A 25,135-nucleotide genomic window follows, 5' to 3' on the forward strand; every position below is an offset into this window, starting at 1 on the left:
AAAATATCGATTTCTCAAATATTGGCTAGAAGTCTTTTAATTCTTTTATAAAAGAACGGAAAAGAAATTAGCCAAAATAGTATGAAAACATTAGTATTATACCCAAAAATACTAGAAAAAGCGAAAAATAGCCATCAGAAAACGATGACTCTCCTACACTTTTCTATTAAAGCAAAAGCAAGAAAGAGCTGATTACACAGCCCTTTATGCTTAACCTTTACTCTTTTTCTTCTTTCACATACTTGATTGTAATATCCTGACGCACAGAATCTGACGGGGAAACAGCAAAATCAATTTTCTCGTCATTAACATAAACATCTGTTTGGCTGCTGTTGCCAATAACTAGTAGTGCTTCTGTTTCCTTTGAGTAATCAACTGTCTTTGAATCTTCCCCATCTTTATCTAAAATACCCTGATAGAAGGAATATCCTTTGCCGTTTTGCATGTTTACCCATGTTTGCCCTGTTGAAACAAGCTTAACACTGAACTTGTCCGCATTTTTCAACTCATAAACGGTAGAGCTTCCACTTGTTTCTGCAACCTTTATTTCCTGCTTTGGCGTTTCTTCTTCCTTCTCTTCTTCCTCGGCAGCTTGCTCTTTATCAGCCTCTGTGTCTGCTACCTTCTGGTCAGTTGCATTTTCATCCGTTTTCTTTTCGTTCTCAGCGTCCTTTAATGTCGCTGACTCTTCATACTTAGCTCCCGTTTGATCGTTTTTTGTGTCTGCAGCAGAATCATCACTTCCACGATTTTGGATTAAGTACCAAGCAAGTGCAATAACACCGACAACAAGTAATGTGATCAGAACTTTAGGCAATATATCCATTACCTTTGATCCGCCTTCTGACATGGTTTGTCTTGTTGTTACTCTTGACAGCTTTTCTGGGATTTCTTCATTGCCGCTTGACGGAATTTCACTTTTATACTCCTCAAACAAATCCTCTGGAGGCAAATCCACCGCTTCGGCATATTGTTTGATGAATGCTCTAGCATAAAACTTCCCTGGCATCATACTAAAATTGCCCTCTTCAATCCCTACCAAGTAACGGGTTTGAATTTTTGTCATTTCTTGAAGCTCCTCAAGACTTAAGCCTTTGGCGAGCCTCGCTTCTTTTAATCTGTTTCCTAATTCACTCACAAATAACACCTTCCAACTTGCTAAAAATCAAATCCTTGAAACTCATTTTCTAAAAGTAGTGCATTCTTTTTTCTGACATCGAGTATAATTTCTTCATTCGGCTCATGTCGAAGCTCAATAATATAATCGAAATCATCAAGCGTATATTCTGTATTATGTACAAACACATCTGGATGCTCGACCACTTTAACAGCAGGAAGTCGCATCACTTCCCTAATAAGCTGCCAATGCTTCTCATTAATCTGCTTGCTTGAAACAACTCCATCTATAATAAAAAGATTGTTTTCACTATACTCATCTTGTATTAACGTACTCCTGACAGTCTGCTTCAGTAACGTAGAGCTGATTGGCAGCCATCGCTTGTTGGAGCTGACGCTCGCTGCGACAATTGACTCTGTTTTACCAACCCTTGGCATGCCTCTTATACCTATTAGCCGATGCCCTTCCAACTTAAACAATTCTGCCATAAAATCGACCAATAGCCCCAGTTCGGTTCGAACAAACCGAAAAGTTTTCTTGTCATCTGCATCCCTTTGTATGTATCTGCCATGGCGAACGGCCATCTTGTCCCGAAGTGTCGGTACACGAAGCTTAAACACCTTAATCGTATCCATCGTATACAGGATGGATTCCAGCCTTTTCACCTGTTCATCATCTGTTGTAGTCATAAGCAGGCCGCGTCTGCCATCATCAACTCCATTAATCGTAATGATATTAATGGAAAGCATACCTAGTAACGATGCGATTTCCCCTAAAAGTCCAGGTCGATTTTTTTGAATTTCATACTCTAGATACCATTCCTTCTCGCTCAAAAAATCCTCCCCAAATCATGTTCTGTTCGTTTTTTTAACTCTATATAATAATAAAGGAAAGTCCATAAAGATGAAAGAAAAAACCAAGCACTTTCCGATAAAATTAAAAACCATTGTCCTTATGTATAAATTCCTTATTATATTTAACAAGAATTGTCATTTTCATAAAAAAAAGGACAGCTCATCAACAAGGTGAGCATAAAAATAAAAAAAGGAATAGCTGAAAATGCCTTCTTGCTTTTTACGTTCTCCCTATTTGATAAGCCGCCCCTAAAAGCTAATTAACGGTCAGATCCGTTGTTTTGAACAAGCTTGACCATCATGTTCGCAATTGCATGCTGCTCTTCTTCAGATGCAACAGACCAAAGATCAGCAAGGATTTTTTCCTGATCATTTTTTGGTTCTACTTGATTTGACAAGTAATCACCAATTTGGAATGCAAGATCGCCAATAACGCCTTTATTCATTCCGTCATTTTGAGCATGATGAAGGCGGTCACCTAAAAAGTCTTTCCATTGATCCCAGTTTTGCAATATAGACATAGTGGTACTCCTTTCAATTCCATAAGTTGTATTACATAGTTATTTTGGATTGTTCGTCTCCATAATATGCATCAACTTACAGGAAAAAAAATTCAGTTACATATGCCAGCCGCCATTAAGGGATAAAACTTGTCCTGTCATATAGGAAGAACTGTCTGAAAGGAGAAATAACACACTTTCTGCTACTTCCGCTGCACTTCCTAGCCTGCCCATGGGGATTTCCTCTGTCATCCATTCCTTTTCTTCTGCAGTAAACATACTAAGCATTTTTGTGTCAATTGCTCCTGGTGCAACTGCATTTACGCGGATACCATTTCTCGCCATCTCCTTGCTTAATGCTTTAATAAAGGCTATTTGGGCACCTTTTACTGTAGAATAAGCAACCTCCATGGAAGCACCAACCTGTCCCCATATGGAGGAAACGGCAATAATACTGCCAGCTTGCTTTTGCGTCAGTTTGGGCAGCAGCTCCCTTGTTATCGATATAAGTGAGGCAACATGGAGGTTCCAGAGCTGATCAAGCGTCTCATCCTGTAAATCAGCTAGCATTCCATACACACTGACACCACTCGCATACACAATTCCATCAAGTGCAAAAATAGAGCTTGTTACATGTCTATAGGCATCACGTTTGCTTAAATCAGCCTTGATTGGAATATATTCCTGTCCATATTGTGATATGTCGTTTAATAATATGCGGAGACTCTCCTCATTTTTGTGATAATGCAAGTATAAAGAATAGCCTTTACTTGCCAAAAGCTTTGCGACACTTGCACCGATTTCTCCAGTTGCACCTGTTATTAAAATATGTTTCCCCATTGTTTTCCTCCGAAATTCGATTTATGTACAGCAAAAAAGGAAGTGGGCGAACCCAATTCCTTTACAACTTTACAATCGGTTATGCCTTTGGCACAACCTGACATACAGTCATTCTGTTCTCGTCAATAAAACGCTGTGCAGCAGCTTGTATGTCTTCTACGGTAATTTGCTCCATTGTTCCAACAACATCAAATAAGTTCATGCCATTAAAGGAATACCTTGTAAACTGGTTTGCAATATACTCAGGCGAGTTTACTGCTCTTAAAAATGCACCAATTCGTTTCTTTTTTGTTCTTTCCAGTGTATCCTCTTGGATGGTCGTTGACTTTGCTTCAAGTAAAATCTTTTGAATACGATCCGCAAGCTCATCAGGCTTGCCTGTATCTCCGCCTATCATGGCAAAGCCGAAGCCCTTTTCCTGTGTGTAATCATAGGAAAACGTATCATCGATTAAACCCTCTGAAAACAAATCCTGGTAATTTTCCGAGCTATTTGAGAAAAGCATATCAAGCAATGTATTAATACTAAGCTCATTTTTAAGCATTTCAGCACCTTGCTGCTCTACATCCAATGCTTTAATGCCAACAAGACATTTTGATGTTTGCACATTCATTTGAAGCACTTGCTTTTTCTTATCAACCGCTTCTGGCTCTTCCTCGAACCTTCTTTTAATTTCAGACTTTTTCGTGTAATCCTTTTTCTGTTGGTTATTTCTAATATTCTTCATATATTCTTCTGGATCAACAGGACCTACAACGAACAAGAGCATATTGCTTGGGTGATAAAACGTGTCATAGCACTCATATAGCAAATCCTTCGTGATAGGAGTAATAGACTCAATCGTTCCAGCAATATCAATTTTAACTGGATGGTTGGCATACATATTTTCAATCAAACCGAAATATAGGCGCCAGTCTGGATTATCATCATACATCGTAATTTCTTGGCCAATAATTCCCTTTTCCTTTTCCACTGTTTTTTCAGAAAAATAAGGATCTTGCACAAAATCAATTAACGTCTCTAAATTATTTTCAACATTTTGCGTACTTGAAAACAAATATGCCGTTCTTGTAAAAGAAGTGAACGCATTAGCTGACGCACCATTTTTGCTGAATTCCTGAAAAACATCACGATCCTTTTTTTCAAATAGCTTATGCTCTAAGAAGTGTGCGATGCCATCAGGAACCTTTTTATATTCTGTGCCATTTAAAGGAACAAACATATTATCTACAGAACCATAATTTGTTGTAAACGTACAAAAGGTTTTATTAAAGCCTTTTTTCGGAAGAATATATACTTTTAATCCGTTGTCTAGCTCTTCAAAATATAGCTCTTCCTGCAGCTGCTCAAAAGAGATTTTTTCCATTAGTTATTCCCCTCCGATCCTGATAGGAAATAGATTGTATCTAATTCGATTTTTTTGGCCACATTTTGTATTTCTTCTTTTGTTACCTTGCTAATTGATTGAAGCCAATGGGACATATCTACGTCTACTCCACTAACAGCATTATGATAGAAAACCTCAATCATGCCTCTTGATGTATCGAGAGTTTCCAGCATTTGATTATGTGTAACCGCCTTTGTTTGCATGATTTCATCCTCTGTAAAATCACCTTGCTTCATAAGCTCAAGCTGCTCCTTAATAATGGAAACTGCCTTTTCATAATTTTGCTGGTCAATACCGGACAATACCATTAATAATCCTTTATGGCTTTCAATACGGCTTGCCGCATAATAGGCAAGACTTTCTTTTTCCCTAACATTCAAAAACAGCTTCGAATGAGAAAAACCGCCATAAATGCCATTGAAAACCTGCAAAGCAAAATAATCCTCATCCCCGTATAATACATTTGTTCTGTATCCAATATGAAGCTTACCTTGTTTAACATCTTGGACTTCCTTTACTTCCTTTTCCTTTACTTGATTATGTACCGCTCTCTCTCCTGCGGTAACTGTTCGTTGTTCAAACGGCAGCTTTTCATTAATGTAGGAAGCAATTTCATCCTCCTCTATATCTCCAACAATAAAAATGTCAATCTGATCCTCTTTGCGAGCTGTTTCGTAATATTCATACAGCTTTTCTGAGGTAATTGTCTCGACTTGCTCCGCCTCGCCGTTTACTCCTAAAGCATAAGGCTCTCCTTTGAACATTTCCTCAATAAGGCGAAAATTTGCATATCTCATTTTATCATCATATATGGATTGTATTCTTTGCTTTAATGCCCTTTTCTCATCATCCACTGGTTTTTGTGCAAATGTTTTACCATCAGCATTTGGGTGAAAAAGAATTTCCGCCAAAAAGTCGACCCCTTTTTTCAGGAGTGGTTCTGGATCACTTAAAAATTTTTCATTAGCAATTTCCAAGGAGAAAGATATGACTTGATAATCCCCTTTTTTCGATAAATCAATAAAAAATGTCGCTCCATATAATTCTTCTAAATACGAACGAAGTGCTGCCGTAGTTGGGTACTTATTTGAACTGTTTTGAAGAACATACGGCAAAAGTGCCCTTAATGTAGCTGTTTCCTCTATGATAGGCGCCTTCCACTTTACTACTATAGTATTCGTTTTAAATTTATCTGTCTTGACAGTATGCAGATTATATCCGTCATACTTCGTGACTTTTTCTTCCGCAACACTCATTGGCTACCTCCTAGGTTCACTGCAAACATGCAAATTTTTTATAGCTTTAGTATTGACTCAATTTGTAAGGATATTCTTACTATAACTTTGTTGAACTCTGTTTTTCAAGTTTTTGGGTATATGAATATATTTATCGAATAGATAACAAAAAAAACTCCTTTTGCAATGTTTGCAAACAGGAGTTTTTATTTTTATCTGCTTCCTTTAATATAAGGCACACCAGAAGCTTTCGGAGCGTCTGCTCTGCCAATAAAGCCTGTAAGTGCAATGATTGTCAACACATATGGTGCAATCAGCAAGTACACATTCGGGATATTCTCAAGGAATGGAAGACTGCTTCCAACAATGCTCAATGATTGGGCAAATCCGAAGAACAGTGCCGCACCCATTGCACCTAATGGATTCCACTTTCCGAAAATCAATGCTGCAAGCGCCATGAAGCCTTGTCCGCTGATTGTTGAATGAGTGAAATCATTTGTAATAGACTGGGCGAAAACACCACCGCCGATACCACCTAAGGCACCTGACAGAATAACACCGATATAACGCATTCTTGTAACATTAATACCCATTGTATCTGCAGCCATAGGATGCTCACCAACAGCACGGAGACGCAGACCAAATGGTGTTTTAAACATTACAAACCAAGATATAATTGCGACAATAATCGCAAGATAAGATGTCCAGTACGTATTTTGGAAGAACAGTTCCCCAATGACTGGAATGTCTTTTAGCACAGGTATATCAACTTTTTTGAAGCTATATTGAATCGTTGCAGTTTGTCCTTTTCCATCATATATCAGCTTCACAAGGAACATCGCAAGACCTGCTGCTAGCAAGTTAATCGCAACACCAGAAACAGTCTGATCAGCACGGAATGTGATGGATGCAACTGCATGAAGTAAGGAAAAGAGTCCGCCGACAACCATCGCACATAATAGTGCAACCCATGGTGTCCAAGCTCCTAAACTATCCGCGAATGTTAAATTAAATACGATGGAAGAGAATGCCCCCATCAACATAAGACCTTCTAGCCCGATATTAACAACACCGGAACGCTCTGAGAAGTTACCGCCAAGGGCAGTAAAAATCAGCGGAGCAGCCCATAATAGCGAAGAAGGAATGACAATTAATAATACATCCATTAATCCCACTTACTTCTCCCCCTTTTTACTTTTATTTTTGCTCAATTTCTCTAAGAAGATACGAATCATATAGTTAGCTGCAACAAAGAATACGATTAATGCGATGATAATATCAACCATCTCATTTGGCACACCAGCTTCTAAAGGCATATTTAACGCGCCGACTTTCAAAAAGCCGAATAAAGCGGCTGCAAATACAATCCCAAGAGGTCCATTTGCACCAAGAAGAGCTACGGCGATTCCATCAAAACCTACCCCTGTAAATCCAGCTTTATTACTCACATATTCAAATGTTCCTAAGCCTTCCATTGTACCTGCAAGACCTGCAAACGCACCAGAAATCACCATGGAAAGAACAATATTTCTATTAACATTCATCCCTGCATATTGTGATGCGTTTTGGTTAAAGCCAACTGCTTTCAGTTCATAACCTTTAACTGTTTTCTCAAGGATGAGCCACATGATAAGTACACACGCAAGGGCAATCAATATTCCCCAATGCAAACGGGAATAATCTGTAATGCTGCTCAAGAAATCTGAGCGAAGGGACGCAGATGCTGGAATATTTTCCGTGCGGTCTGCTTTATCTGTTAATACATTACGAATTAGGTAGTTAGATACATGTAATGCGATATAGTTCATCATAATACTGACGATTACTTCATGCACACGGAAGCGAGCTTTTAAAAAGCCTGGCACAAATGCCCATAATGCACCTGCTGCTGCTCCTGCAAGTACTGCTAAAGGCAAATGAATGATCTTCGGCAAATCAAATGCGACACCTACCCAAACTGCTGCAAGCCAGCCGACAATTAATTGACCCTCTACCCCGATATTAAACAAGCCAGTGCGGAAAGCAAATGCTACCGCGAGTCCTGCAAGGATTAACGGAGTAATCTGACGCACTACTTCACCGACAAAGTATACTTCACCAAATGCACCGTTCCATAACGCTGTATATGCTGCAGCAGGATTATAGCCGGTAACGAGCATGATGATTGTACCAACTATGACGCCAAGCAATACCGATATAACAGGTATACTAATTTTTCTGATTGTATTAGACATTCTTCTCCACACCCACTTTTTTATCTTTCGATCCTGCCATTAATAGACCTAATTCTTGTTCTGTTGTATTTTTCGGGTCAACCTCTGCAATGATATTTCCTTCAAAAATAACAGCAATTCGGTCACTCACGTTTAAGATTTCCTCTAATTCAAAGGAAATAAGCAATACTGCTTTCCCTTTATCTCTTTGCTCAATAAGACGTCTGTGAATAAATTCAATCGCCCCAACATCGAGTCCGCGAGTTGGTTGTGCTGCGATTAAAAGATCCGGGTTTCTGTCCACTTCTCTTCCGATAATCGCTTTTTGCTGATTTCCTCCTGATAAAGCTCTCGCCGGAGTATGTGCACCAGGTGTTCTGACGTCATACTCTTCAATCAGTGTTTTCGCCTTCAAGTCAATTTCTCGTTTGTTAAGGAAGCCTGCTTTAGAGAATGGCTGCTTATAATACGTTTGCAGCACCATGTTTTGCCCAATTGGGAAATCAAGCACTAAACCGTGCTTATGTCGGTCTTGCGGAATGTGGCCAATGCCGCTTTCTGTGATTTTCCTTGGTGTCAGCACACTGAGTTCCTTCCCATTTAGCTTAATGCTGCCATTATCTTTTTTAAGCAATCCTGTGATTGCTTCAATCAGCTCAGACTGACCATTTCCATCAACTCCGGCAATTCCCACAACTTCACCGGCACGAACGTTCAAGCTAAGTGAGTTTACTACAGGTACTCCTCTATTGTCCTTAACAGTTAAATCGGAAATTTCCAGAACAGTTTCTTTTGGCTGTGACGCTATTTTATCTGTTTTAAACGTAACTTCACGGCCGACCATTAAGTTTGCCAGTTCTGTAGGATTTGTTCCGCTTACGTCGTATGTACCAATTCCTTCACCCTTACGGATAACTGTTACACGGTCACAAACTTCCATGATTTCTTTTAGCTTGTGTGTAATTAGAATGATGGATTTGCCTTCCTTAATTAAGGTTTTAAAGATGGCAATCAGCTCCGTAATTTCCTGTGGAGTAAGCACGGCAGTTGGTTCATCGAAAATAAGAATTTCTGCACCGCGGTACAAGGTTTTCAGGATTTCTACCCGTTGCTGCATCCCGACAGAAATATCAGAAATTTTTGCTTTTGGATCAACAGCAAGGCCGTATCTCTCACTAATTTCTCTAACTTCCTTTTCTGCCTTCTTTAAGTCTATTTTCCCTTTACTTACCGTTTCTTTTCCTAAAATAATGTTTTCTGTAACAGTAAATGTGTCAATCAACATGAAATGCTGATGGACCATCCCGATGCCCAATTCATTTGCGACGTTCGGGTTGGAAATGTTAACGACTTTCCCTCTTGCTTTGATTTCTCCTCTTTCCGGCTGGTAAAGACCGAATAAGACGTTCATCAATGTTGATTTGCCTGCACCGTTTTCCCCTAACAATGCATGAATTTCACCCTTTTTCAGTTGAAGGTTTATATTGTTATTGGCAACAATTCCTGGGAATTCTTTTCGGATATTCAGCATCTCAATAACGTATTCCATCTAACTCACTCCTTCTTATCCACAAACGATTATCAAAAAATTAAAATTAGAGCTGGTAAAAAAATACTTAAACGGAAGCAGTGTGGAAGAGTTTCTGCCACCTCTATTCATTCATTATCTTGCTATAGTTTCACCATCGTAAAATTTTTAATAAAAAACAGAAATTTTTCTGCCTTTTAGTTAAAATTCTAGGTTATGGTCGTAAAAAAGGAATAAGCGTTTGCCATGCAAACCACTTATTCCTGTAAAAAACTTTTTAATGAAGAAAATTATTGTACAGTATCAGGAACAGTGTACTCACCGTTTTTAATTTTGTCTGTCCATTCTTTAACAGCAGCTTCAATATCTGCTTTGTTTTCTACTTCATCATTGATAGCTGCCAAGCCTACACCGTCTTCAGCAAGACCGTATACAGAAGTTTCTCCACCTGGGAAGTTTCCTTCTTGAGCTTTAGTAGAGATATCTTGTACAGCAGCAGATACTCCTTTAAGTGCAGAAGTCAACACAACATTGTGGTCTCCGACAACACCTTCATTTTCTTGGTCAGAGTCAACACCGATTGCCCAGATTGCTCTTGAAGGATCTTTTTCTTTCAATTCACGTGCTTCTGTGAAAAGACCAGCACCAGTTCCGCCTGAAGCGTGGAAAATTACGTCCACATCAGAAGAGTACATTTTACTTGCAATTGTTTTTCCAACTTCTGGCTTATCAAATGCACCAGCATATTGGGAATCAATTGAAGCGTCAGGGTTAGCTTCTTTCACACCAGCTTCAAAACCAGCTTCAAAGCGTGTGATTACTTCACTTTCCACCCCGCCGATGAATCCGATTTTGTTAGTTTTTGTTGCTTTACCAGCAGCAACTCCAGCAAGGAAGCCTGCTTCTTGTTCTTTAAATGTAATGCTTGCTACGTTTGGTTGATCAACTACAGCATCAACAATTGCAAAATGAGCATCTGTTTGTTGTTTTGCAATTTCCTCCACTGCACCTTCCATCATGAAACCAATACCATACACTAAGTTATACTTTTGACGAACTAAGCTGTTCAAGTTCGTTGAATAATCAGAATCTGATTGTGATTGTAAATAGTCGATACCGTTACCTTTATCAAGTCCATTTGCCTTACCGAAAGCTTGTAGGCCTTCCCATGCTGACTGGTTGAATGATTTGTCATCAACACCGCCAACATCTGTTACCATTGCTACGCTGAAAGAATCGCTCTTGTCTTCGCCAGAAGATCCTTTGTTATCATCGCTTTTACCACAAGCCCCTAAAACAGTCCCAGCAGCAAGTACTAAGGACAGCGCTAAACCAAATTTACGCTTTTTCAAGGTTTGTACCCCCTAATTTTTTGTTTTTTTTGAATTTCATAGTGAGAAATGCAATAACGATAGTTTCTCCGATTGTCACGAATAAATTCGTTTTCTTAGCACTTGAAAGCTAAACTTATCGGCCCTAAAGTAATTGACTGAAAACAGAATCGGCTCATCCTTATCATCATAATGCATCTGCTTTAGAACCAGCAGAGCAGTTTCTGGCTCGCATTGTAAGATGGGAGAGATTTTCTCATGATATCCGATTGGCTCAATTTGCGCGACAGCATATGTAATATTCTTCTGTGCATCCGATTCCAAAAACTGAAAAATCGAGTCATTTTCATACGAAAATTTATCTGGCACGATTTTCTGCGGAAGCTTGTCTATGCAATATACAACCGGTTCACCATTAGCGGTTCGAACACGTTCGATTACCACTAGCTCCTCGTCTTGCGGGCAGGAAAATCGCCTTGCATCTTCTTCAGTTGAACCCTGAGTTGTTGAGCTTAGAAAAATGGTTCCTGGATTCATACCAGCTTGCTTAATCATGTGGGTCACACTGTAGAGCTGTTCAATGCCTGAATTAAAAAGCGGCTTGCTGTTGACAAATGTCCCGACGCCATGACGTCTTATGATGACATTTTCCTCTTCTAATGTGCGCAGTGCCTCTCTTAACGTGGCTCTGCTAACACCTAAAGTTTTGGCAAGCTCAAATTCAGAAGGGAATTTTTCTTTTTCTTTATAAATCCCTTTCTCAATATCCCGTTTCAGTCTGTCCACAACCTGCAAATATAAATGCCTTGTATCTGACTTAATTAGCATGCTATTTCCTCCAAAAACTTTCTAAGACATCAGACATCTGATGTTCAATCATTCCTACTAATCGAAAATACTATAACACTTTTTTACTAATAAATAAATAGAGAATTGTGAAATAAGTCGAAAAAAAAAGAGAAAAGAAACAATTGTCCGGAAATGACTTCCAAATTTCTAGTTTCTTTCTCTTAATATTCGCCTTTATTCCATTTTATATCCTTTAATCAAGTAAAACATTTGTATTGAAATCACCAAAACCGAACAATATAAGTATAACCTATTTCGTATTACGAAGTATATTTCTTCTTCTTAATTTATTTCTTCTGATGCTTTTGGCACAAGAACAGTCCTTGGTTTACTTCCCTCATATGGACCGACAATTCCTCTTGCTTCCATTTCATCGATAAGTCTTGCTGCTCTTGTATAGCCGATTCTAAACCGCCTTTGCAGCATGCTGACAGATGCCGTCTGCATTTCCACTATCAAATCAACTGCCTCACCGTACAAATCATCCTCCACATCCTTAGCAGTTGTTTCGGTGATTTCATCAGGAATCATTTCCTCCTGATATTGTGCCTTCTGCTGACCAATAACAAAGTCGACAACCTCTTCTACCTCTTCATCTGACAAGAACGCACCTTGTACACGGACTGGCTTGCTTGCACCATATGGGAAGAACAGCATATCACCGCGCCCAAGAAGCTTTTCTGCACCGCCCATGTCGAGAATTGTGCGAGAATCTGTTTGTGATGACACAGCAAAAGCAATCCTAGATGGAATATTCGCCTTAATGACACCTGTGATGACATCGACAGAAGGACGCTGTGTAGCAATAATTAAATGAATGCCCGCAGCACGTGCCATTTGCGCAAGCCTTGTAATAGCATCCTCTACGTCATTTGAAGCAACCATCATTAAATCAGCAAGCTCATCAACAATTACAACGATGTATGGCAATAATGGCTGCTTTTCGTCTTCCTCGGCATTATACCTGTTCACATAGTCATTATAGCCTTCAATATTACGTGTGCCTGTATGAGAAAAAAGATCATACCTTCTTTCCATCTCACTAACAACCTTTTGCAGCGCCTGAGATGCTTTTTTCGCATTTGTAACAACAGGAGCCAGAAGATGGGGTATACCATTATAAACATTCAGCTCCACCATCTTCGGATCAATCATCATCATTTTCACTTCATGGGGCTTTGCCCTCATTAAGATGCTTGTGATAATACCGTTAATACACACACTTTTCCCGCTTCCTGTTGCACCGGCAACAAGAAGATGGGGCATTTTATTAAGCTCTGCACAAACAGCATTTCCCGTAATATCTCGCCCGAATGCAATCATCAGCTTGCTGTCTGGCTTATCATTTTTGTTTGTTTCGAGCACTTCCCGCAATGAAACCATAGCAACTTCTGAATTTGGCACTTCAATTCCAATCGCTGATTTCCCTGGAATTGGTGCTTCAATACGAATGTCTTTTGCTGCAAGCGCTAATGCTAGATCATCACTTAAATTGACGATTTTACTTACCTTAACACCTTCACTAGGGTGAACCTCATATTTAGTAACAGCTGGTCCAAGATGTACCTCTGTTACCTTCGCCTTTACACCAAAGCTGTGGAAGGTTCGCTCAAGCTTCGCCGCATTCGCATGTATCTGTTCATATTCGCCGCTTTGGTCAGCCTTTTTCGGCGCCTTCAATAGTTTAATAGGAGGCAGCTTATAATCCTTGTTCTCTACCTCTGTGAAGGTAATCGGTACAATCGCTTCTTCCTCTGTATCATTTTCCACAGGCGCTTGGCTTACTTCCTCCTGTGGTTGTGTATCTTCATAAGCATTTGCAGTAAACGATGAGATTATCGGCTCAGCATACGGCTCCTCGCTGTGCGCAATCGGAGGATTGACGATTAAAGGCTGCACCTCCTCTTCCTGCTGCTGTTCTTGTTCTTGCGTTCTTTGTCTTCTTTGTGACTGCGATCTTGCTCTTGAGGCTTGCCTGTCCGCTTTTTTCGCTTCCCGCTTTGCTGCTGCAGACTCCTTCCATTCTCTTATATCCTCTAAAAATGCAAGCCACTGTCGTTTAATGAAATTCCACACGGATAGCATCATTTTGCGAAAAGCCCCGCTTAATGTTTTACCTGTCAGCAAAATAACACCTGTTATAATCGCTAAGAAACTGACAATCTGTGTTCCGGCAGTATCAAACAGGAAATGGAACATTGCGAACAGGACTGCACCAACCATGCCTCCCCCTAAATCCATCCCAGTAGATTTACCGTTCACCTCAAGCCAAAACAGCTCCCAAGTATTGAAAATAACACTTGGATTGTCGAATCGCCCTTCACTTGAGAGCATATTAAACAATGTGACATGACTTAAAAGCAGAATCGCACCAACGATTAAGTAGATTCCATTTAATTTAGTATGAAATAAATACGGCTTTTCCCTCTTCCACATTAAATAGCCGCCGTATACAATCAGACCAAGGAGACAGAGAATATACCATTCTCCTGTAAAAAAACGAAAGAACAGCACAATAGTCGTACCAACTGCGCCAAGCTTTAATATAGAGATAAAGCTTAATGTGATTAAAATAAGTGCAGCAAGCTCAAATTGAATCGTCTTTTTGAGATGCTGCTGTTTTTTCGTTTTTCTGGTTTTTCTTTTTGCCATGTTATCACCTAATGTTTCTATATGTTTTCTTTTCATTCGCTTTTGTTTTTTTGTTTATGTACGAAATAAGCAGCCTTGTTTCGGCTGCTATAATTTTGGTTATTCTATTTTTTATTATATCATAAGATGAAAATTTACAGTTATATTAATGGTATTTTTGCACCTGGCTGAACAGGCGCATGCAGGTAATGACTTGGATCTGTTGAAAGGACACGGACCACTTCAAATTCATGCAATTCGTTTTTTGCCACAAGTAGCGGAATACCATTATAATCAATCACCTGTTGCTTTTCAAATGTCTCTTGGCCAATGGGGAAAATTAATTCATCTGGCATCATTGTATACATTATCATTGCACTAAACCTTCATTCTTGTCCTTTTTTAAATCAATAAGTTCATTAAGCTTTGTCATTGCTTCCCCAACACCGCCAACACTGTCAATTAATCCAGATGTTACAGCATCAGCGCCAATTACATTTGTCCCAATATCTCTTGTCAGGTTGCCTTTTGCAAACATTAAGTCTTTAAAGCCCTCTTCTTCAATTTTGCTGTGCTTTGTCACAAACTTAACGACTCTTTCCTGCATTTTGTCTAAGTATTCAAAGGTTTGTGGAACACCGATTACAAGCCCTGTTAACCGAATTGGATGGATTGTCATCGTCGCTGTTTCAGCTATAAAGGAATGATCGCACGATACGGCAATTGGGACACCGATGGAATGTCCTCCACCTAAAACTAACGATACAGTCGGTTTAGACAGAGAAGCGAGCATTTCTGATATAGCTAAGCCTGCTTCCACATCTCCACCGACCGTATTTAAAATAACTAATACGCCTTCAATTTTTGGATTTTGCTCAATCGCAACAATTTGCGGAATAAGATGCTCATATTTCGTTGTTTTATTTTGCGGTGGGAGCTGTAAGTGTCCCTCTATTTGTCCGACAATTGTTAAACAATGTATTTTCGAATCCTGAGATAGCTGAGGCACATTTGTTTGTCCCAGCTGCTGAATTTTTTCCATGAGCGTAGACGACGGTTTATCTTCCTTCGGCTGCTGCTCTTCTGTATTATTATAATTCTCATTTCGGTTAGCCATTATTTTCTCCCTTCCTACACATTATGTTTTTATTATGAAGCTAGAAAGGGAATTTCATGCGAACCAAAATTAAATTTCCATCGGCAGCATTGCTTATAAACAGCTTTTGGGCTACGCAAAGCTAAATCTGTTAAGGTTTGTACTAATAAAAGAAAAGGCCGTGCTTTATCAGCACAACCAGTTTTATTCTATTCTTGCTCAGTACCGCTGTCTTTATTGTGTTTTACACCTTTGCTTTTATAAGGTTTTGCATTTTTGGCTTTTTTCGCGCCTGCTTGCCAACGATTCCAGCCTTTTTTACCAGTACCTCTGCCAGTACCGCCCTTACCCTTTGCTTTGCTCATTTTTGTCACCTCTTATGTTGAGTGCTTCTTTATAATTGTTTTCATCATGTCTCTCATAAATACAGACATGCATAAAAAATGCACCTCCAATTGTTTAGCGTCTTCGGTAAACAATTGGGGTGCACATTAAAAGAATGCGCTAAATTACTTACTTCGTATCCTTATTTCTTGGCGTTTTCACTTCCATAATAATTGGAAGTATCATCGGTCTGCGTTTTGTTTTTTCATACAAGAACTGATTCAGTGTATCTCTTATGTCTTGTTTAATGCCCGTCCAGTCAAAGCTGTCTTTGCTGATGCTTTTTTCGACGATATCTTTAACACGGTTTGCAGCCTCTTCCAAGAGCTGTTCGGATTCCCTTACATACACAAATCCTCTTGTAATAATCTCAGGTCCAGCAGAAATCTTGCGTTCCTGTTTGTTTAATGTAACAACAACCGTCAAAATTCCGTCCTGAGACAAGAGCTTACGGTCTCTTAAAACGATATTGCCGACATCACCAATACCGCTGCCATCAATTAAAACATTACCAGCAGGAACTTTTCCGCTTGTACGAAGCTTGCCGTCTTTAATTTCCATCATTTCTCCCTGTTCAGGAATATGGATATTCTTCGGCAGAACTCCACATTTCTCAGCAAGCTGCGCATGTGGTTTTAATACACGATACTCTCCGTGAATTGGAATGAAGAACTTCGGCTTCAAAATATTAATCATAAACTTAAGCTCTTCCTGACTGCCGTGGTTAGAGCTATTGAATGTTTTGTTACCAGTTAGAACACTTGCACCTAAACGGTATAGCATATCAATCGTTTTATTAACAAATACTTCGCCACCAAGTAACGACGATGCTGCAAACAAAATAGTATCTCCATCACCGATGTTTACTTGTTTATGATTTTTCCTTGCCATTCTATGCAATGCTTCAACTGGCTCACCCTTGTTGCCTGTTGTTAAAATGATTGTTTCGTTTTTCTCACGACCTTGAATCTCTTGGAAGGAGACAAGGATATCTTCTTGAATATCAATATAGCCATGCTTTAGCGCAATATTTAAAATAACTTGAAGATTTTTACCCATTACTGCAATCTTACGGTTTGCTTTTGCGGCTGCATCAAAAATATGCTGAATTCTGTTTAAATCTGTTGCAAAAACAGTTGCGATGATTCTGCCTTTCGTACGAAGAAAGGCATTTGTCAATTCCTCTGTTACAACCGAATCTGATGTAGAGTAGCCAGGCTTGTCCGCATCTGTACTGTCAGATAGCAAACAAAGAACGCCTCTTTCACCTAGTTTTGCCATCTCAGCATAACCTGGTTTATACAGGTCACCAGCAGTTTGATCAAATTTAAAGTCACCAGTATGAACTATTGCACCTTCAGATGTATGAATGACAATAGCAATGCTATCAGGTATGCTGTGGTTCACCTTGAAGAACGACACAGAAGCAGAGCTGAATTTCAATACTGATTTGGAAGTTACAATTTCAAAACGAACTTGTCCTTTAAAGTCTTGCTCCTTCATTTTTTCCTTCGCCAATTCAGCCGTTAGCCTTGTAGTGTAAACAGGTACGTTCAGCTCTCTAAGAAAGAAGGATAGTCCCCCAATATGATCTTCATGTCCGTGCGTTAAGAAGATTCCCTTCACTCGTTCTTCGTTTTGTTTTAAATAAGTAATATCTGGAACGACGATATCGATTCCAAGCATCTCATTTTGCGGATACATTAAGCCAGCATCAATTACAAATATGTCTTCATCGACTTCGACTGCAAACATATTTTTACCGTTCTCCCCTACTCCTCCGAGGGCAACCAGCTTTATCTTTTCATTTTTCTTCACTTTTTGTTTCCTCCTATGTTGAGTTAGCCGACCATTGATCAGTTAACAATATTATACTTTATCTATTTAAATGTTTACAACCAATTTCAAAGAAAACGCGTACAGCATGGAGGAAGAAAGCAAGAGCAACCAGTTACTGACATTGCCAGAAGTGTTGATGAAAAGCCAATCAACAGGTTACATCATTTTACTTTTTTAAATTTAAAAATAGACATAATGATCAAAAATGCCAGTACAACCAAACAAGCAATAATACTGATTCTGTTATCCTCATTCATTATAAAGCTGATACTTATTAGTGTAAGTGCTGCAGCTGCAAGCCCTGTAATATATGGATAACCCCATAAACGAAAACTTGGCATCGTTTTATAGCTCTTACGCAGTTTAATTTGAGCTAGGCAAATACTTATCCAAACAATCGAAACAACAAAGCCTGGGAATGCCATCAGCAGTGTAAATACTTCATTTTGTGCAACAAGGGCAATCATTGATCCAAGCAATAATACGACACCTGTTAAAACAAGGCTATATGTTGGAACACCGCTTTTTGAAAGCTTACTGAACGCTTTTGGCGCTTCTCCCTCCTCTGCAAGAGAGTGAAGCATTCTTGTACATCCATAAATGCCAGAGTTAGCTGCAGACAATACAGCAATTATCAAGATAAAGTTCATGATATGTGCAGCACCTTGCAGACCTGATATGGACAGTACTTGTACAAACGGACTTGATGCTTCCGTTAATTCATTCCATGGAATTAATCCACAGATGATTAAGATTGGCAATGTATAAAAAAGGACGATTCTGAAAATAAAGCTTTTTATAACCTTTGGCAGTATTTTCTCCGCATCTTGAGCTTCCGTAACTGTGACACCGATAAGCTCAGAGCCTCCATATGAAAACATTACAACTAAAAGAGCAGCAAAAATGGATGTAAAGCCATTCGGGAAGAATCCGCCATGCTCTGTGAAATTCCGGAAATAATTAGAGCCATCAGAAGGTATAATACCAAATAAAATCCCTGCACCTAAAATAATAAATACAATAATCATAGCAATTTTAATGCCCGCAAACCAAAACTCAAACTCTCCGTAGTGCTTAACATTCATTAAGTTTATGCTCAAAATGAAGATAGTACAAAGTATACTTAATAGCCATAATGGCACATCTGGAAACCAATATTGCAAAAAGCTTCCGGCAACAACTACTTCAATAATACACACTGCAAGCCAAAGAACACAATAAAGCCAGCCAATAATAAAGGACATTCTGCTTCCAAACGCTTTTAAAACAAATCCCTTCATGTTTGTGTTTGGATAAGCGATCGCCATTTCAGCAATTGCGCCCATCACAACCAATAACAATAAACCTGCAAAAATATAGGCAACAACTACTCCAGGTCCAGCAACGCCTACCGTTTCACCGCTCCCTTTAAAAATGCCTGTCCCAATAGCTCCACCCATCGCCATCAGGCTGATATGTCGCGGCTGCAATTTTTTCTGCAGCGTATTTTTTGTTTCCATTTTACTCCTCCTTAATTTAATAAACCCTCCAATAAGTATCAATCAAACAAGCTTTAGTATTAATCCGTTTGCTTTTAAGAAATAAAAATAACCAAATTTCCCGAAAAACCCTGTTCCACTGACGATGCAGTAGGGATTGACGGGAAATCTGGTTTTATTTCTATAAACCTGAATTAAATGGATTCGTCTATATGGATAGACTAGCTATGTAATACTGATCTACCCATCAAAATAAGCTTCATTAGAAAAAGCTTGCCAGTTTTGTTCTTTCCTCTTCTGTCAGCGGTACAAGAGGCAATCGGACTGAACCGACATCAATGCCTTTTAATTGAAGAGCTGTTTTAACTGGTACAGGGTTAGGTGCAGCAAATAGTGCTGTCATAACTGGCAGCAATTCTTGATGCATCTGTGCTGCTTTTGCGATATCTCCCTCAAGGAAAGCACCTACCATTGCCTGCATCTCAGGACCAATTACATGTGAGGCAACGGAAATAACACCTGTTCCGCCGACAGACAGCAATGGCAATGTTAAACTATCATCTCCACTATATACATAGAAATCACTTGGGGTACCTGCAATAATTTTTGTGATATTATTTAGGTTTCCACTTGCTTCCTTCACTGCCACAATATTTTCAACAGCTGATAATCGAATAATTGTTTCGGGTTCGATATTAACAGCAGAACGACCTGGAATATTATAAATCATAACAGGAAGGGATGTAGCATCTGCAACTGCCTTCACATGCTGATACAGCCCTTCTTGGTTAGGCTTGTTATAATATGGGCCTACAACCATTACAGCATCAACGCCTGCCCGTTCTGCTTCTTTCGTCATCTCGATGGAGTCATAAGTGTTATTACCACCAGTCCCTGCGATGATTGGAACTCTCTTTTCCACTACCTTTACCACATGCTTAAATAATGCAATCTTTTCTTGTTTTGATAATGTTGGAGATTCGCCAGTTGTTCCTGCAACAACTAAGGAATCTGTTCCATTTGCAATCAAATGATTAACAATCTGTGTTGTTTTCGGAAAATCAATATGTCCCTTTGCATCAAATGGTGTAATCATGGCCGTTGACACTCTACCAAATAAACCCATCGTTCCACTCCTATTCTCATTTTCAATCTTGTTGTGTTTAATACTGTTCCTTATCTAATTCAAATGAATCATGCAATACGTTTACAGCGCGGACTAAATCCTCCTGTTTAACGAGGACCCAAATAGTCGTATGGCTATCCGCAGATTGTAAAATGCGAATTCCTTTATTAGAAAGTGCTGTGACAATTTTTGAAGTAACGCCTGGCACGCCTGCCATGCCGGCACCAACCACTGAAACCTTCGCACATTCTTTCTCTACTATTGGCTCATAGCCCATTTCCTGTAATACAGCTGTTGCTTTTTTTGCCATTTCATCTGTTACTGTGTATATCACACTGTTCAGTGAAATATTAATGAAGTCAACACTGATTTCTTCATTGGCCATTGCCTTAAATACTTGAGATTGCAGATCATACTGGTCTTTTTTTGCAAGAACCTTAATCTGCGTTACATTTGCGACATGAGCAATTCCTGTCACAGGTCTTTCTTTAATATCACTGCCTTTATTCTCATGGCTGCTTGATGTTACAAGTGTTCCTGTTCCTTTTGAATGTGTGGAACGGATGCGAATTGGAATTTCCGCCTGCATAGCAATCTCCACCGCTCTTGGGTGAATAACCTTTGCACCTTGATATGCCATATTGCAAACCTCCGTATACGTCACAACGGAAAGTGGTCTTGCATTTTCAGCAATTCGCGGATCTGCCGTCATAATACCTTCCACATCTGTGAAGATATCGATTACTTCTGCATTTAACGCGGCACCTAATGCAGCAGCGGACGTATCACTTCCGCCTCTGCCCAATGTTGTTGTATCACCGTTTTGAGCAGCACCCTGGAAGCCGGCAACAACTACTACATCATAAGTTTCAAGCTCTTGATGGACGCGTGTGCAATCCATTTCTAGAATTCTCGCATTAGTGAAGTCATCATTTGTAACAAATCCGGCTTGAGCGCCTGTAAGTGCTGTTGCTTTTATGTTGTTTTCCAGTAACAGCTGTGTAAATACGACACTGGAAATGATTTCTCCACAAGACAACAGCAAGTCATTTTCACGTTTGCTTAACTGACTCTCTGAACCACCGATAAGAGATAAAAGAGTATCTGTTGCATACGGTTCCCCTTTTCTTCCCATTGCGGAAACAACTACTACTACTTTTTGGCCAATTGCTAAAGCATCTTGTATATGCTCTTTAGCTTGATTGCGGCTTTGTTCATCCCTTACAGATGTTCCACCGAATTTTTGTACTACTATTTTTGTCATTGCTATACACCTCTGTACACCTAAAAAAGTGTTTTCTATTAAAAAGGGGATCATCCGAGCATCCGCATCTTCGTATATCAGAAAGCTGCAGTTTCTCAAGACATCCCCTTATTGCTATTATATGAAAACAGGTGGCCGTATTTTTGCTCTCATCTGCGGTTTTTCGACCGCCTGTTTTAGCGAATATAATAAAGAGATGTGCTGCATTAGTTGTGTTAGTCTGTTTATTTCACTAGTCCTAGCTTAACAAGACTTTCAGCAATTTGAACTGAATTCCAAGCAGCACCTTTTAGCAGGTTATCTGAGACAACCCACATATGAAAACCGTTTTCTACATCCAGGTCTTTGCGAATACGTCCAACAAATACATCATTTTGTCCGACACAATCAGCCGGCATTGGATATACTTGGTTTTGGATGTCGTCCTGTAGGATAACACCAGGAGCCGCTTTAAGCAAGCTTTGAACATCACTTGCAGTTACGTCTGTTGCAGCAACCTCAAAGTAGACAGACTCAGAATGACCTGTAGCAACAGGAATTCTTACACATGTTGCAGCAACCTTCAGGTTCTCGTCATGCATAATTTTTTTCGTTTCGTTGATCATTTTCATTTCTTCATACGTAAATCCATTTTCTGTAAATACGTCAATTTGCGGAATGGCATTAAAAGCGATTTGGTAATGTTTTTTATCGCTTTTAACTGGAAGGATTGCCGGTTCAAAGCTTTCTTCATTAATGATTGCTTTTGTTTGGCTGTGAAGCTCCTCAACAGCAGCTGCTCCAGAACCTGATACAGCTTGGTATGTGGATACAAGTACTTTTGACAAACCGTATTTTTCTCTCAACGGCTGTAATGCGACAACCATTTGGATAGTCGAACAGTTTGGATTTGCAATAATTCCATTATGCTTGTGCAAATCCTCTTCATTTACTTCCGGAACGACTAAAGGTACATTCTCATCCATGCGGAATGCACTTGTGTTGTCAACAACGATTGCCCCGTGGGAAACAGCATGTGGAGCTAACTCCTTCGATACACCACCGCCTGCTGAGAACAATGCAATGTCAATTCCTTTGAAGCTCTCAGGTGTTGCCTCTTCTACAGTAATTTCAGTGTCTTTATAAGTAACCTTTGTCCCTGCAGAACGCTTTGAAGACAAAAGAGTTAATTTTGAAATAGGAAAATCTCTGCTTTCCAATGTTTTAATCATTTGTTGTCCTACTGCTCCAGTTGCTCCGACTACTGCTACATTAAATCCTGTTTTCTGCTCCATAAAGGGTCCCCTTCTTTCAGGTGTTTTCTCTGTATATTATACAATAATGACGGCGACAAGCTCGCCGCCAAATGAATATTCTCTATTTTAACATATTCGCGCTATATGAACAGAACCTTTTTTCTTGAAATGTGGCAAAAAGTTAAAAATCATGCATAATTATGCTATTATTTCTACTAATCTAAAAATTTCTCGATGATGACGGGCTGAATTTGTTTCCCTTCTATTGCTGCACCAATCGTTTCAGCAAGACTACTCATTCTTGCAACCATGGAATTTGGTTTTTTGACCGGATCGTCCTGACCGAAAGGAATGAAATAAATATGTTTGGTTGCCATCAGACGCATTAGGTTAACTCCGTTCAGCCCTAAAGCATCATTTGTTGATATCCCTAAAACAACTGGCTTTTGGTTTCTTAATGTTGCTTTTGCTGCCATAAGTACTGCATTGTCTGTCATGGCATTAGCAAATTTGCTCATGCTGTTTCCGGTAAGCGGGGCAATTACCATGCAATCAAGCGGAATTTTTGGACCAAGTGGCTCCGCTTTGACAATGCTGTCAATAATCTTATTACCTGTCACTTCTTCCAGCTTGCCGATCCATTCCAACCCTTTGCCAAATCTTGTATCTGTATTTTGCACATTACCTGTAACAACTGGAACGACATCTGCACCAAGACTAACAAGCTTTTCTACTTGTGGCATTACTTCTGCATATGTGCAGTGGGAGGCAGAAATTCCGAACCCAATTCGTTTTCCTTGTAAGCTCATTTAAGATTGCTCCTTTCGACTTTGCCATTCTTCTTGCAGCAGTTGTGATAGTACCTCTGCTAAAATATTCCCAGCAGTCTTAGGCGCGACAATTCCAGGTAAACTTGGTGCAAGCAACGCCTTTACCCCTCTTTTTTCTGCATATTGGAAATCCGTTCCTCCTGGTTTTGAGGCAAGATCAATGATCAAGGTATGCAGCGGCATTTTTTCAATGACAGGGGATGTGACAACAAGATGAGGAATTGTATTGATGCAAATATCTATATCACAAACCGCACTCTCTAATTCATTTAATGGAACAGGTGTAAGTCCCATTTCTAATATTCTGGCCAGGTGCTCACTTTCACTCGCTGCGACCTTCACCTTTCCTCCTAGTGCATGAAAGGTTCTTGCTACACTCATTCCAACACGCCCTAAACCAAGAACAAGTATATTGGAGCCATGAATGGTCGTATCAGTATGCTGAATGGCCATCATTATGGTTCCTTCAACTGTCGGAATGCTGTTGAGTATTGCTACATCATCTCTGTTGAACAACTGAACTAACACAGTATTTGTTCTTTTGATGATACCATTTAAATAGTCATTGGTGATTCCCGAGTAAATAGTGCAATGGGACGGTGTCTTTTCTAGCATTTCTTCTGTTAAAAAAACCTTTTCGTTCGAAAAGATAGTATCCACCTGTCCGTTTAGATCGGTTCCTTTAACAGGCAGAATGATTGCATCAATCATTGAAAAATCTACATTATCGATTTTTTCTTTTGTAGCTCCAGCAAAAGCATGATCCAGCTGTTCAAAGCCTACTAAAGAAAGCTGTGCATGCTGCTCTGTCAGTTTGCGGACAATTTCGAGCTGCCTTGCATCGCCGCCGATAATGGCGATTTTCATCCCTGTCAGCATGTATATTTCACCTTCTTTTTTAAAGATCCTAACACTTATCAATCACTACTCCAACATACTATGTCATGACCTTGTTTTAGGTGATTTGCTTTATTTATTTTCCTGTAAAAACGTTAAATATAAAAAAATCCGGTGCAACTATCCCTGTAAGTTTGGGATAATTGCACCGGACCTTTGTTTAAGTCGGTTCGTCCTTATTTGGTATATCAATAATAATCATGTCAGTGCCGATTTTTTTTATGTGGGACCAAGGCACTCGCAGTTCATCCCCCGTTTTGCGGAAGCCAAACCACTTTAGAGAAGGGATCAGCAATGTTTTAATTTGCCCATCCTTTTCATTAATCTCCAAATCGGTTTGTCCGAGCATGCCAAGGCGGACGGCGTTTTTGACATCCACTAGCTCTTTTCCGCTCAATTCGCTTAGTCTCATCCTCTAATTCCTCCTTAGATATGTTATTCTATTAATCATATCGCTCGGAGAAAGGATTTAGACTAGCTAAAAGTATTTTTATGTAACTC

General features: G+C 39.5%; 23 protein-coding genes. All 23 read right to left on the bottom strand.

Annotated elements, in window-relative coordinates:
• Window positions 1-217 precede the first annotated feature (217 nt).
• Window positions 218-1,138 (bottom strand): helix-turn-helix domain-containing protein, encoded by a 921-nt coding sequence (locus NQZ71_RS14505; RefSeq protein WP_317010911.1) that lies wholly within the window; start codon window positions 1,136-1,138, stop codon window positions 218-220.
• A gap of 20 nt (window positions 1,139-1,158) precedes the next feature.
• Window positions 1,159-1,950, bottom strand: a complete 792-nt coding sequence (locus NQZ71_RS14510; protein WP_127734451.1) for a YmfK family protein — start codon at window positions 1,948-1,950, stop codon at window positions 1,159-1,161.
• Between the two features lie 281 nt (window positions 1,951-2,231).
• Window positions 2,232-2,492, bottom strand: coding sequence for a DUF3243 domain-containing protein (locus NQZ71_RS14515; protein ID WP_144452475.1), 261 nt, complete (start codon window positions 2,490-2,492; stop codon window positions 2,232-2,234).
• A gap of 96 nt (window positions 2,493-2,588) precedes the next feature.
• Entirely contained in the window at window positions 2,589-3,311 is a 723-nt protein-coding gene (gene ymfI, locus NQZ71_RS14520) for an elongation factor P 5-aminopentanone reductase (protein WP_317010912.1), read from the bottom strand.
• Window positions 3,312-3,390: 79 nt separating this feature from the next.
• Window positions 3,391-4,677, bottom strand: coding sequence for an EF-P 5-aminopentanol modification-associated protein YfmH (gene yfmH / locus NQZ71_RS14525; protein WP_144452473.1), 1,287 nt, complete (start codon window positions 4,675-4,677; stop codon window positions 3,391-3,393).
• Window positions 4,677-5,954 (bottom strand): EF-P 5-aminopentanol modification-associated protein YfmF, encoded by a 1,278-nt coding sequence (gene yfmF, locus NQZ71_RS14530; RefSeq protein ID WP_260054154.1) that lies wholly within the window; start codon window positions 5,952-5,954, stop codon window positions 4,677-4,679. The genes yfmH and yfmF overlap by 1 nt, the downstream gene beginning before the upstream one ends.
• Before the next feature lie 191 nt (window positions 5,955-6,145).
• Complete coding sequence (locus NQZ71_RS14535) at window positions 6,146-7,108, bottom strand: ABC transporter permease (protein WP_144452471.1); 963 nt, start codon at window positions 7,106-7,108, stop codon at window positions 6,146-6,148.
• Window positions 7,109-8,167: an ABC transporter permease gene (locus NQZ71_RS14540; protein ID WP_127734463.1), complete on the bottom strand. Its 1,059-nt coding sequence runs from the start codon at window positions 8,165-8,167 to the stop codon at window positions 7,109-7,111. It abuts the gene before it with no gap.
• Window positions 8,160-9,695: an ABC transporter ATP-binding protein gene (locus NQZ71_RS14545; RefSeq protein WP_127734465.1), complete on the bottom strand. Its 1,536-nt coding sequence runs from the start codon at window positions 9,693-9,695 to the stop codon at window positions 8,160-8,162. The genes NQZ71_RS14540 and NQZ71_RS14545 overlap by 8 nt, the downstream gene beginning before the upstream one ends.
• A gap of 269 nt (window positions 9,696-9,964) precedes the next feature.
• Complete coding sequence (locus tag NQZ71_RS14550; protein ID WP_317010913.1) at window positions 9,965-11,026, bottom strand: BMP family lipoprotein; 1,062 nt, start codon at window positions 11,024-11,026, stop codon at window positions 9,965-9,967.
• A gap of 75 nt (window positions 11,027-11,101) precedes the next feature.
• Window positions 11,102-11,833, bottom strand: a complete 732-nt coding sequence (locus NQZ71_RS14555) for a GntR family transcriptional regulator (RefSeq protein ID WP_144452469.1) — start codon at window positions 11,831-11,833, stop codon at window positions 11,102-11,104.
• 303 nt (window positions 11,834-12,136) lie between these two features.
• Window positions 12,137-14,506: a DNA translocase FtsK gene (locus NQZ71_RS14560; protein ID WP_260054155.1), complete on the bottom strand. Its 2,370-nt coding sequence runs from the start codon at window positions 14,504-14,506 to the stop codon at window positions 12,137-12,139.
• 140 nt (window positions 14,507-14,646) lie between these two features.
• Complete coding sequence (locus NQZ71_RS14565; protein WP_144452467.1) at window positions 14,647-14,859, bottom strand: YlzJ-like family protein; 213 nt, start codon at window positions 14,857-14,859, stop codon at window positions 14,647-14,649.
• A complete protein-coding gene (locus tag NQZ71_RS14570) occupies window positions 14,856-15,527 on the bottom strand; it encodes a ClpP family protease (RefSeq protein ID WP_375545215.1) in 672 nt (223 codons plus the stop codon). The genes NQZ71_RS14565 and NQZ71_RS14570 overlap by 4 nt, the downstream gene beginning before the upstream one ends.
• A 263-nt stretch (window positions 15,528-15,790) precedes the next feature.
• Complete coding sequence (locus tag NQZ71_RS14575) at window positions 15,791-15,946, bottom strand: DUF3934 family protein (protein ID WP_144452465.1); 156 nt, start codon at window positions 15,944-15,946, stop codon at window positions 15,791-15,793.
• A gap of 148 nt (window positions 15,947-16,094) precedes the next feature.
• Window positions 16,095-17,783: a ribonuclease J gene (locus NQZ71_RS14580; RefSeq protein ID WP_144452464.1), complete on the bottom strand. Its 1,689-nt coding sequence runs from the start codon at window positions 17,781-17,783 to the stop codon at window positions 16,095-16,097.
• A 182-nt stretch (window positions 17,784-17,965) separates the two neighbouring features.
• Complete coding sequence (locus NQZ71_RS14585; RefSeq protein ID WP_144452463.1) at window positions 17,966-19,303, bottom strand: amino acid permease; 1,338 nt, start codon at window positions 19,301-19,303, stop codon at window positions 17,966-17,968.
• A gap of 241 nt (window positions 19,304-19,544) precedes the next feature.
• A complete protein-coding gene (gene dapA / locus NQZ71_RS14590) occupies window positions 19,545-20,408 on the bottom strand; it encodes a 4-hydroxy-tetrahydrodipicolinate synthase (RefSeq protein WP_144452462.1) in 864 nt (287 codons plus the stop codon).
• A 37-nt stretch (window positions 20,409-20,445) separates the two neighbouring features.
• A complete protein-coding gene (gene dapG, locus NQZ71_RS14595; RefSeq protein WP_317010914.1) occupies window positions 20,446-21,672 on the bottom strand; it encodes an aspartate kinase in 1,227 nt (408 codons plus the stop codon).
• A 224-nt stretch (window positions 21,673-21,896) separates the two neighbouring features.
• Entirely contained in the window at window positions 21,897-22,946 is a 1,050-nt protein-coding gene (gene asd / locus NQZ71_RS14600; RefSeq protein ID WP_144452460.1) for an aspartate-semialdehyde dehydrogenase, read from the bottom strand.
• Window positions 22,947-23,122: 176 nt separating this feature from the next.
• Window positions 23,123-23,716 carry a dipicolinate synthase subunit B gene (gene dpaB, locus NQZ71_RS14605; protein WP_275005027.1) on the bottom strand — a complete coding sequence of 198 codons (594 nt, stop codon included), beginning with the start codon at window positions 23,714-23,716 and terminating at the stop codon, window positions 23,123-23,125.
• Window positions 23,717-24,616: a dipicolinic acid synthetase subunit A gene (gene dpaA / locus NQZ71_RS14610; protein WP_144452458.1), complete on the bottom strand. Its 900-nt coding sequence runs from the start codon at window positions 24,614-24,616 to the stop codon at window positions 23,717-23,719.
• Between the two features lie 178 nt (window positions 24,617-24,794).
• Window positions 24,795-25,046, bottom strand: a complete 252-nt coding sequence (locus tag NQZ71_RS14615; protein WP_127734492.1) for a YlmC/YmxH family sporulation protein — start codon at window positions 25,044-25,046, stop codon at window positions 24,795-24,797.
• Between the last annotated feature and the right edge of the window lie 89 nt (window positions 25,047-25,135).

This window comes from Niallia taxi (genome assembly GCF_032818155.1).
Lineage (GTDB): Bacteria > Bacillota > Bacilli > Bacillales > Cytobacillaceae > Niallia > Niallia taxi_A.

What these genes read in the sequence shown, in the direction of transcription:
- asd (WP_144452460.1), bottom strand. Translation starts at nt 22,946, where the DNA reads ATGGAGCAGAAAACAGGATTTAATGTAGCAGTAGTCGGAGCAACTGGA.
- dpaA (WP_144452458.1), bottom strand. Translation starts at nt 24,616, where the DNA reads ATGCTGACAGGGATGAAAATCGCCATTATCGGCGGCGATGCAAGGCAG.
- NQZ71_RS14560 (WP_260054155.1), bottom strand. Translation starts at nt 14,506, where the DNA reads ATGGCAAAAAGAAAAACCAGAAAAACGAAAAAACAGCAGCATCTCAAA.
- NQZ71_RS14565 (WP_144452467.1), bottom strand. Translation starts at nt 14,859, where the DNA reads ATGATAATGTATACAATGATGCCAGATGAATTAATTTTCCCCATTGGC.
- NQZ71_RS14555 (WP_144452469.1), bottom strand. Translation starts at nt 11,833, where the DNA reads ATGCTAATTAAGTCAGATACAAGGCATTTATATTTGCAGGTTGTGGAC.
- NQZ71_RS14570 (WP_375545215.1), bottom strand. Translation starts at nt 15,527, where the DNA reads ATGGAAAAAATTCAGCAGCTGGGACAAACAAATGTGCCTCAGCTATCT.
- NQZ71_RS14545 (WP_127734465.1), bottom strand. Translation starts at nt 9,695, where the DNA reads ATGGAATACGTTATTGAGATGCTGAATATCCGAAAAGAATTCCCAGGA.
- dpaB (WP_275005027.1), bottom strand. Translation starts at nt 23,716, where the DNA reads ATGAGCTTACAAGGAAAACGAATTGGGTTCGGAATTTCTGCCTCCCAC.
- NQZ71_RS14540 (WP_127734463.1), bottom strand. Translation starts at nt 8,167, where the DNA reads ATGTCTAATACAATCAGAAAAATTAGTATACCTGTTATATCGGTATTG.
- NQZ71_RS14575 (WP_144452465.1), bottom strand. Translation starts at nt 15,946, where the DNA reads ATGAGCAAAGCAAAGGGTAAGGGCGGTACTGGCAGAGGTACTGGTAAA.
- NQZ71_RS14615 (WP_127734492.1), bottom strand. Translation starts at nt 25,046, where the DNA reads ATGAGACTAAGCGAATTGAGCGGAAAAGAGCTAGTGGATGTCAAAAAC.
- dapA (WP_144452462.1), bottom strand. Translation starts at nt 20,408, where the DNA reads ATGGGTTTATTTGGTAGAGTGTCAACGGCCATGATTACACCATTTGAT.
- yfmF (WP_260054154.1), bottom strand. Translation starts at nt 5,954, where the DNA reads ATGAGTGTTGCGGAAGAAAAAGTCACGAAGTATGACGGATATAATCTG.
- dapG (WP_317010914.1), bottom strand. Translation starts at nt 21,672, where the DNA reads ATGACAAAAATAGTAGTACAAAAATTCGGTGGAACATCTGTAAGGGAT.
- NQZ71_RS14515 (WP_144452475.1), bottom strand. Translation starts at nt 2,492, where the DNA reads ATGTCTATATTGCAAAACTGGGATCAATGGAAAGACTTTTTAGGTGAC.
- yfmH (WP_144452473.1), bottom strand. Translation starts at nt 4,677, where the DNA reads ATGGAAAAAATCTCTTTTGAGCAGCTGCAGGAAGAGCTATATTTTGAA.
- ymfI (WP_317010912.1), bottom strand. Translation starts at nt 3,311, where the DNA reads ATGGGGAAACATATTTTAATAACAGGTGCAACTGGAGAAATCGGTGCA.
- NQZ71_RS14585 (WP_144452463.1), bottom strand. Translation starts at nt 19,303, where the DNA reads ATGGAAACAAAAAATACGCTGCAGAAAAAATTGCAGCCGCGACATATC.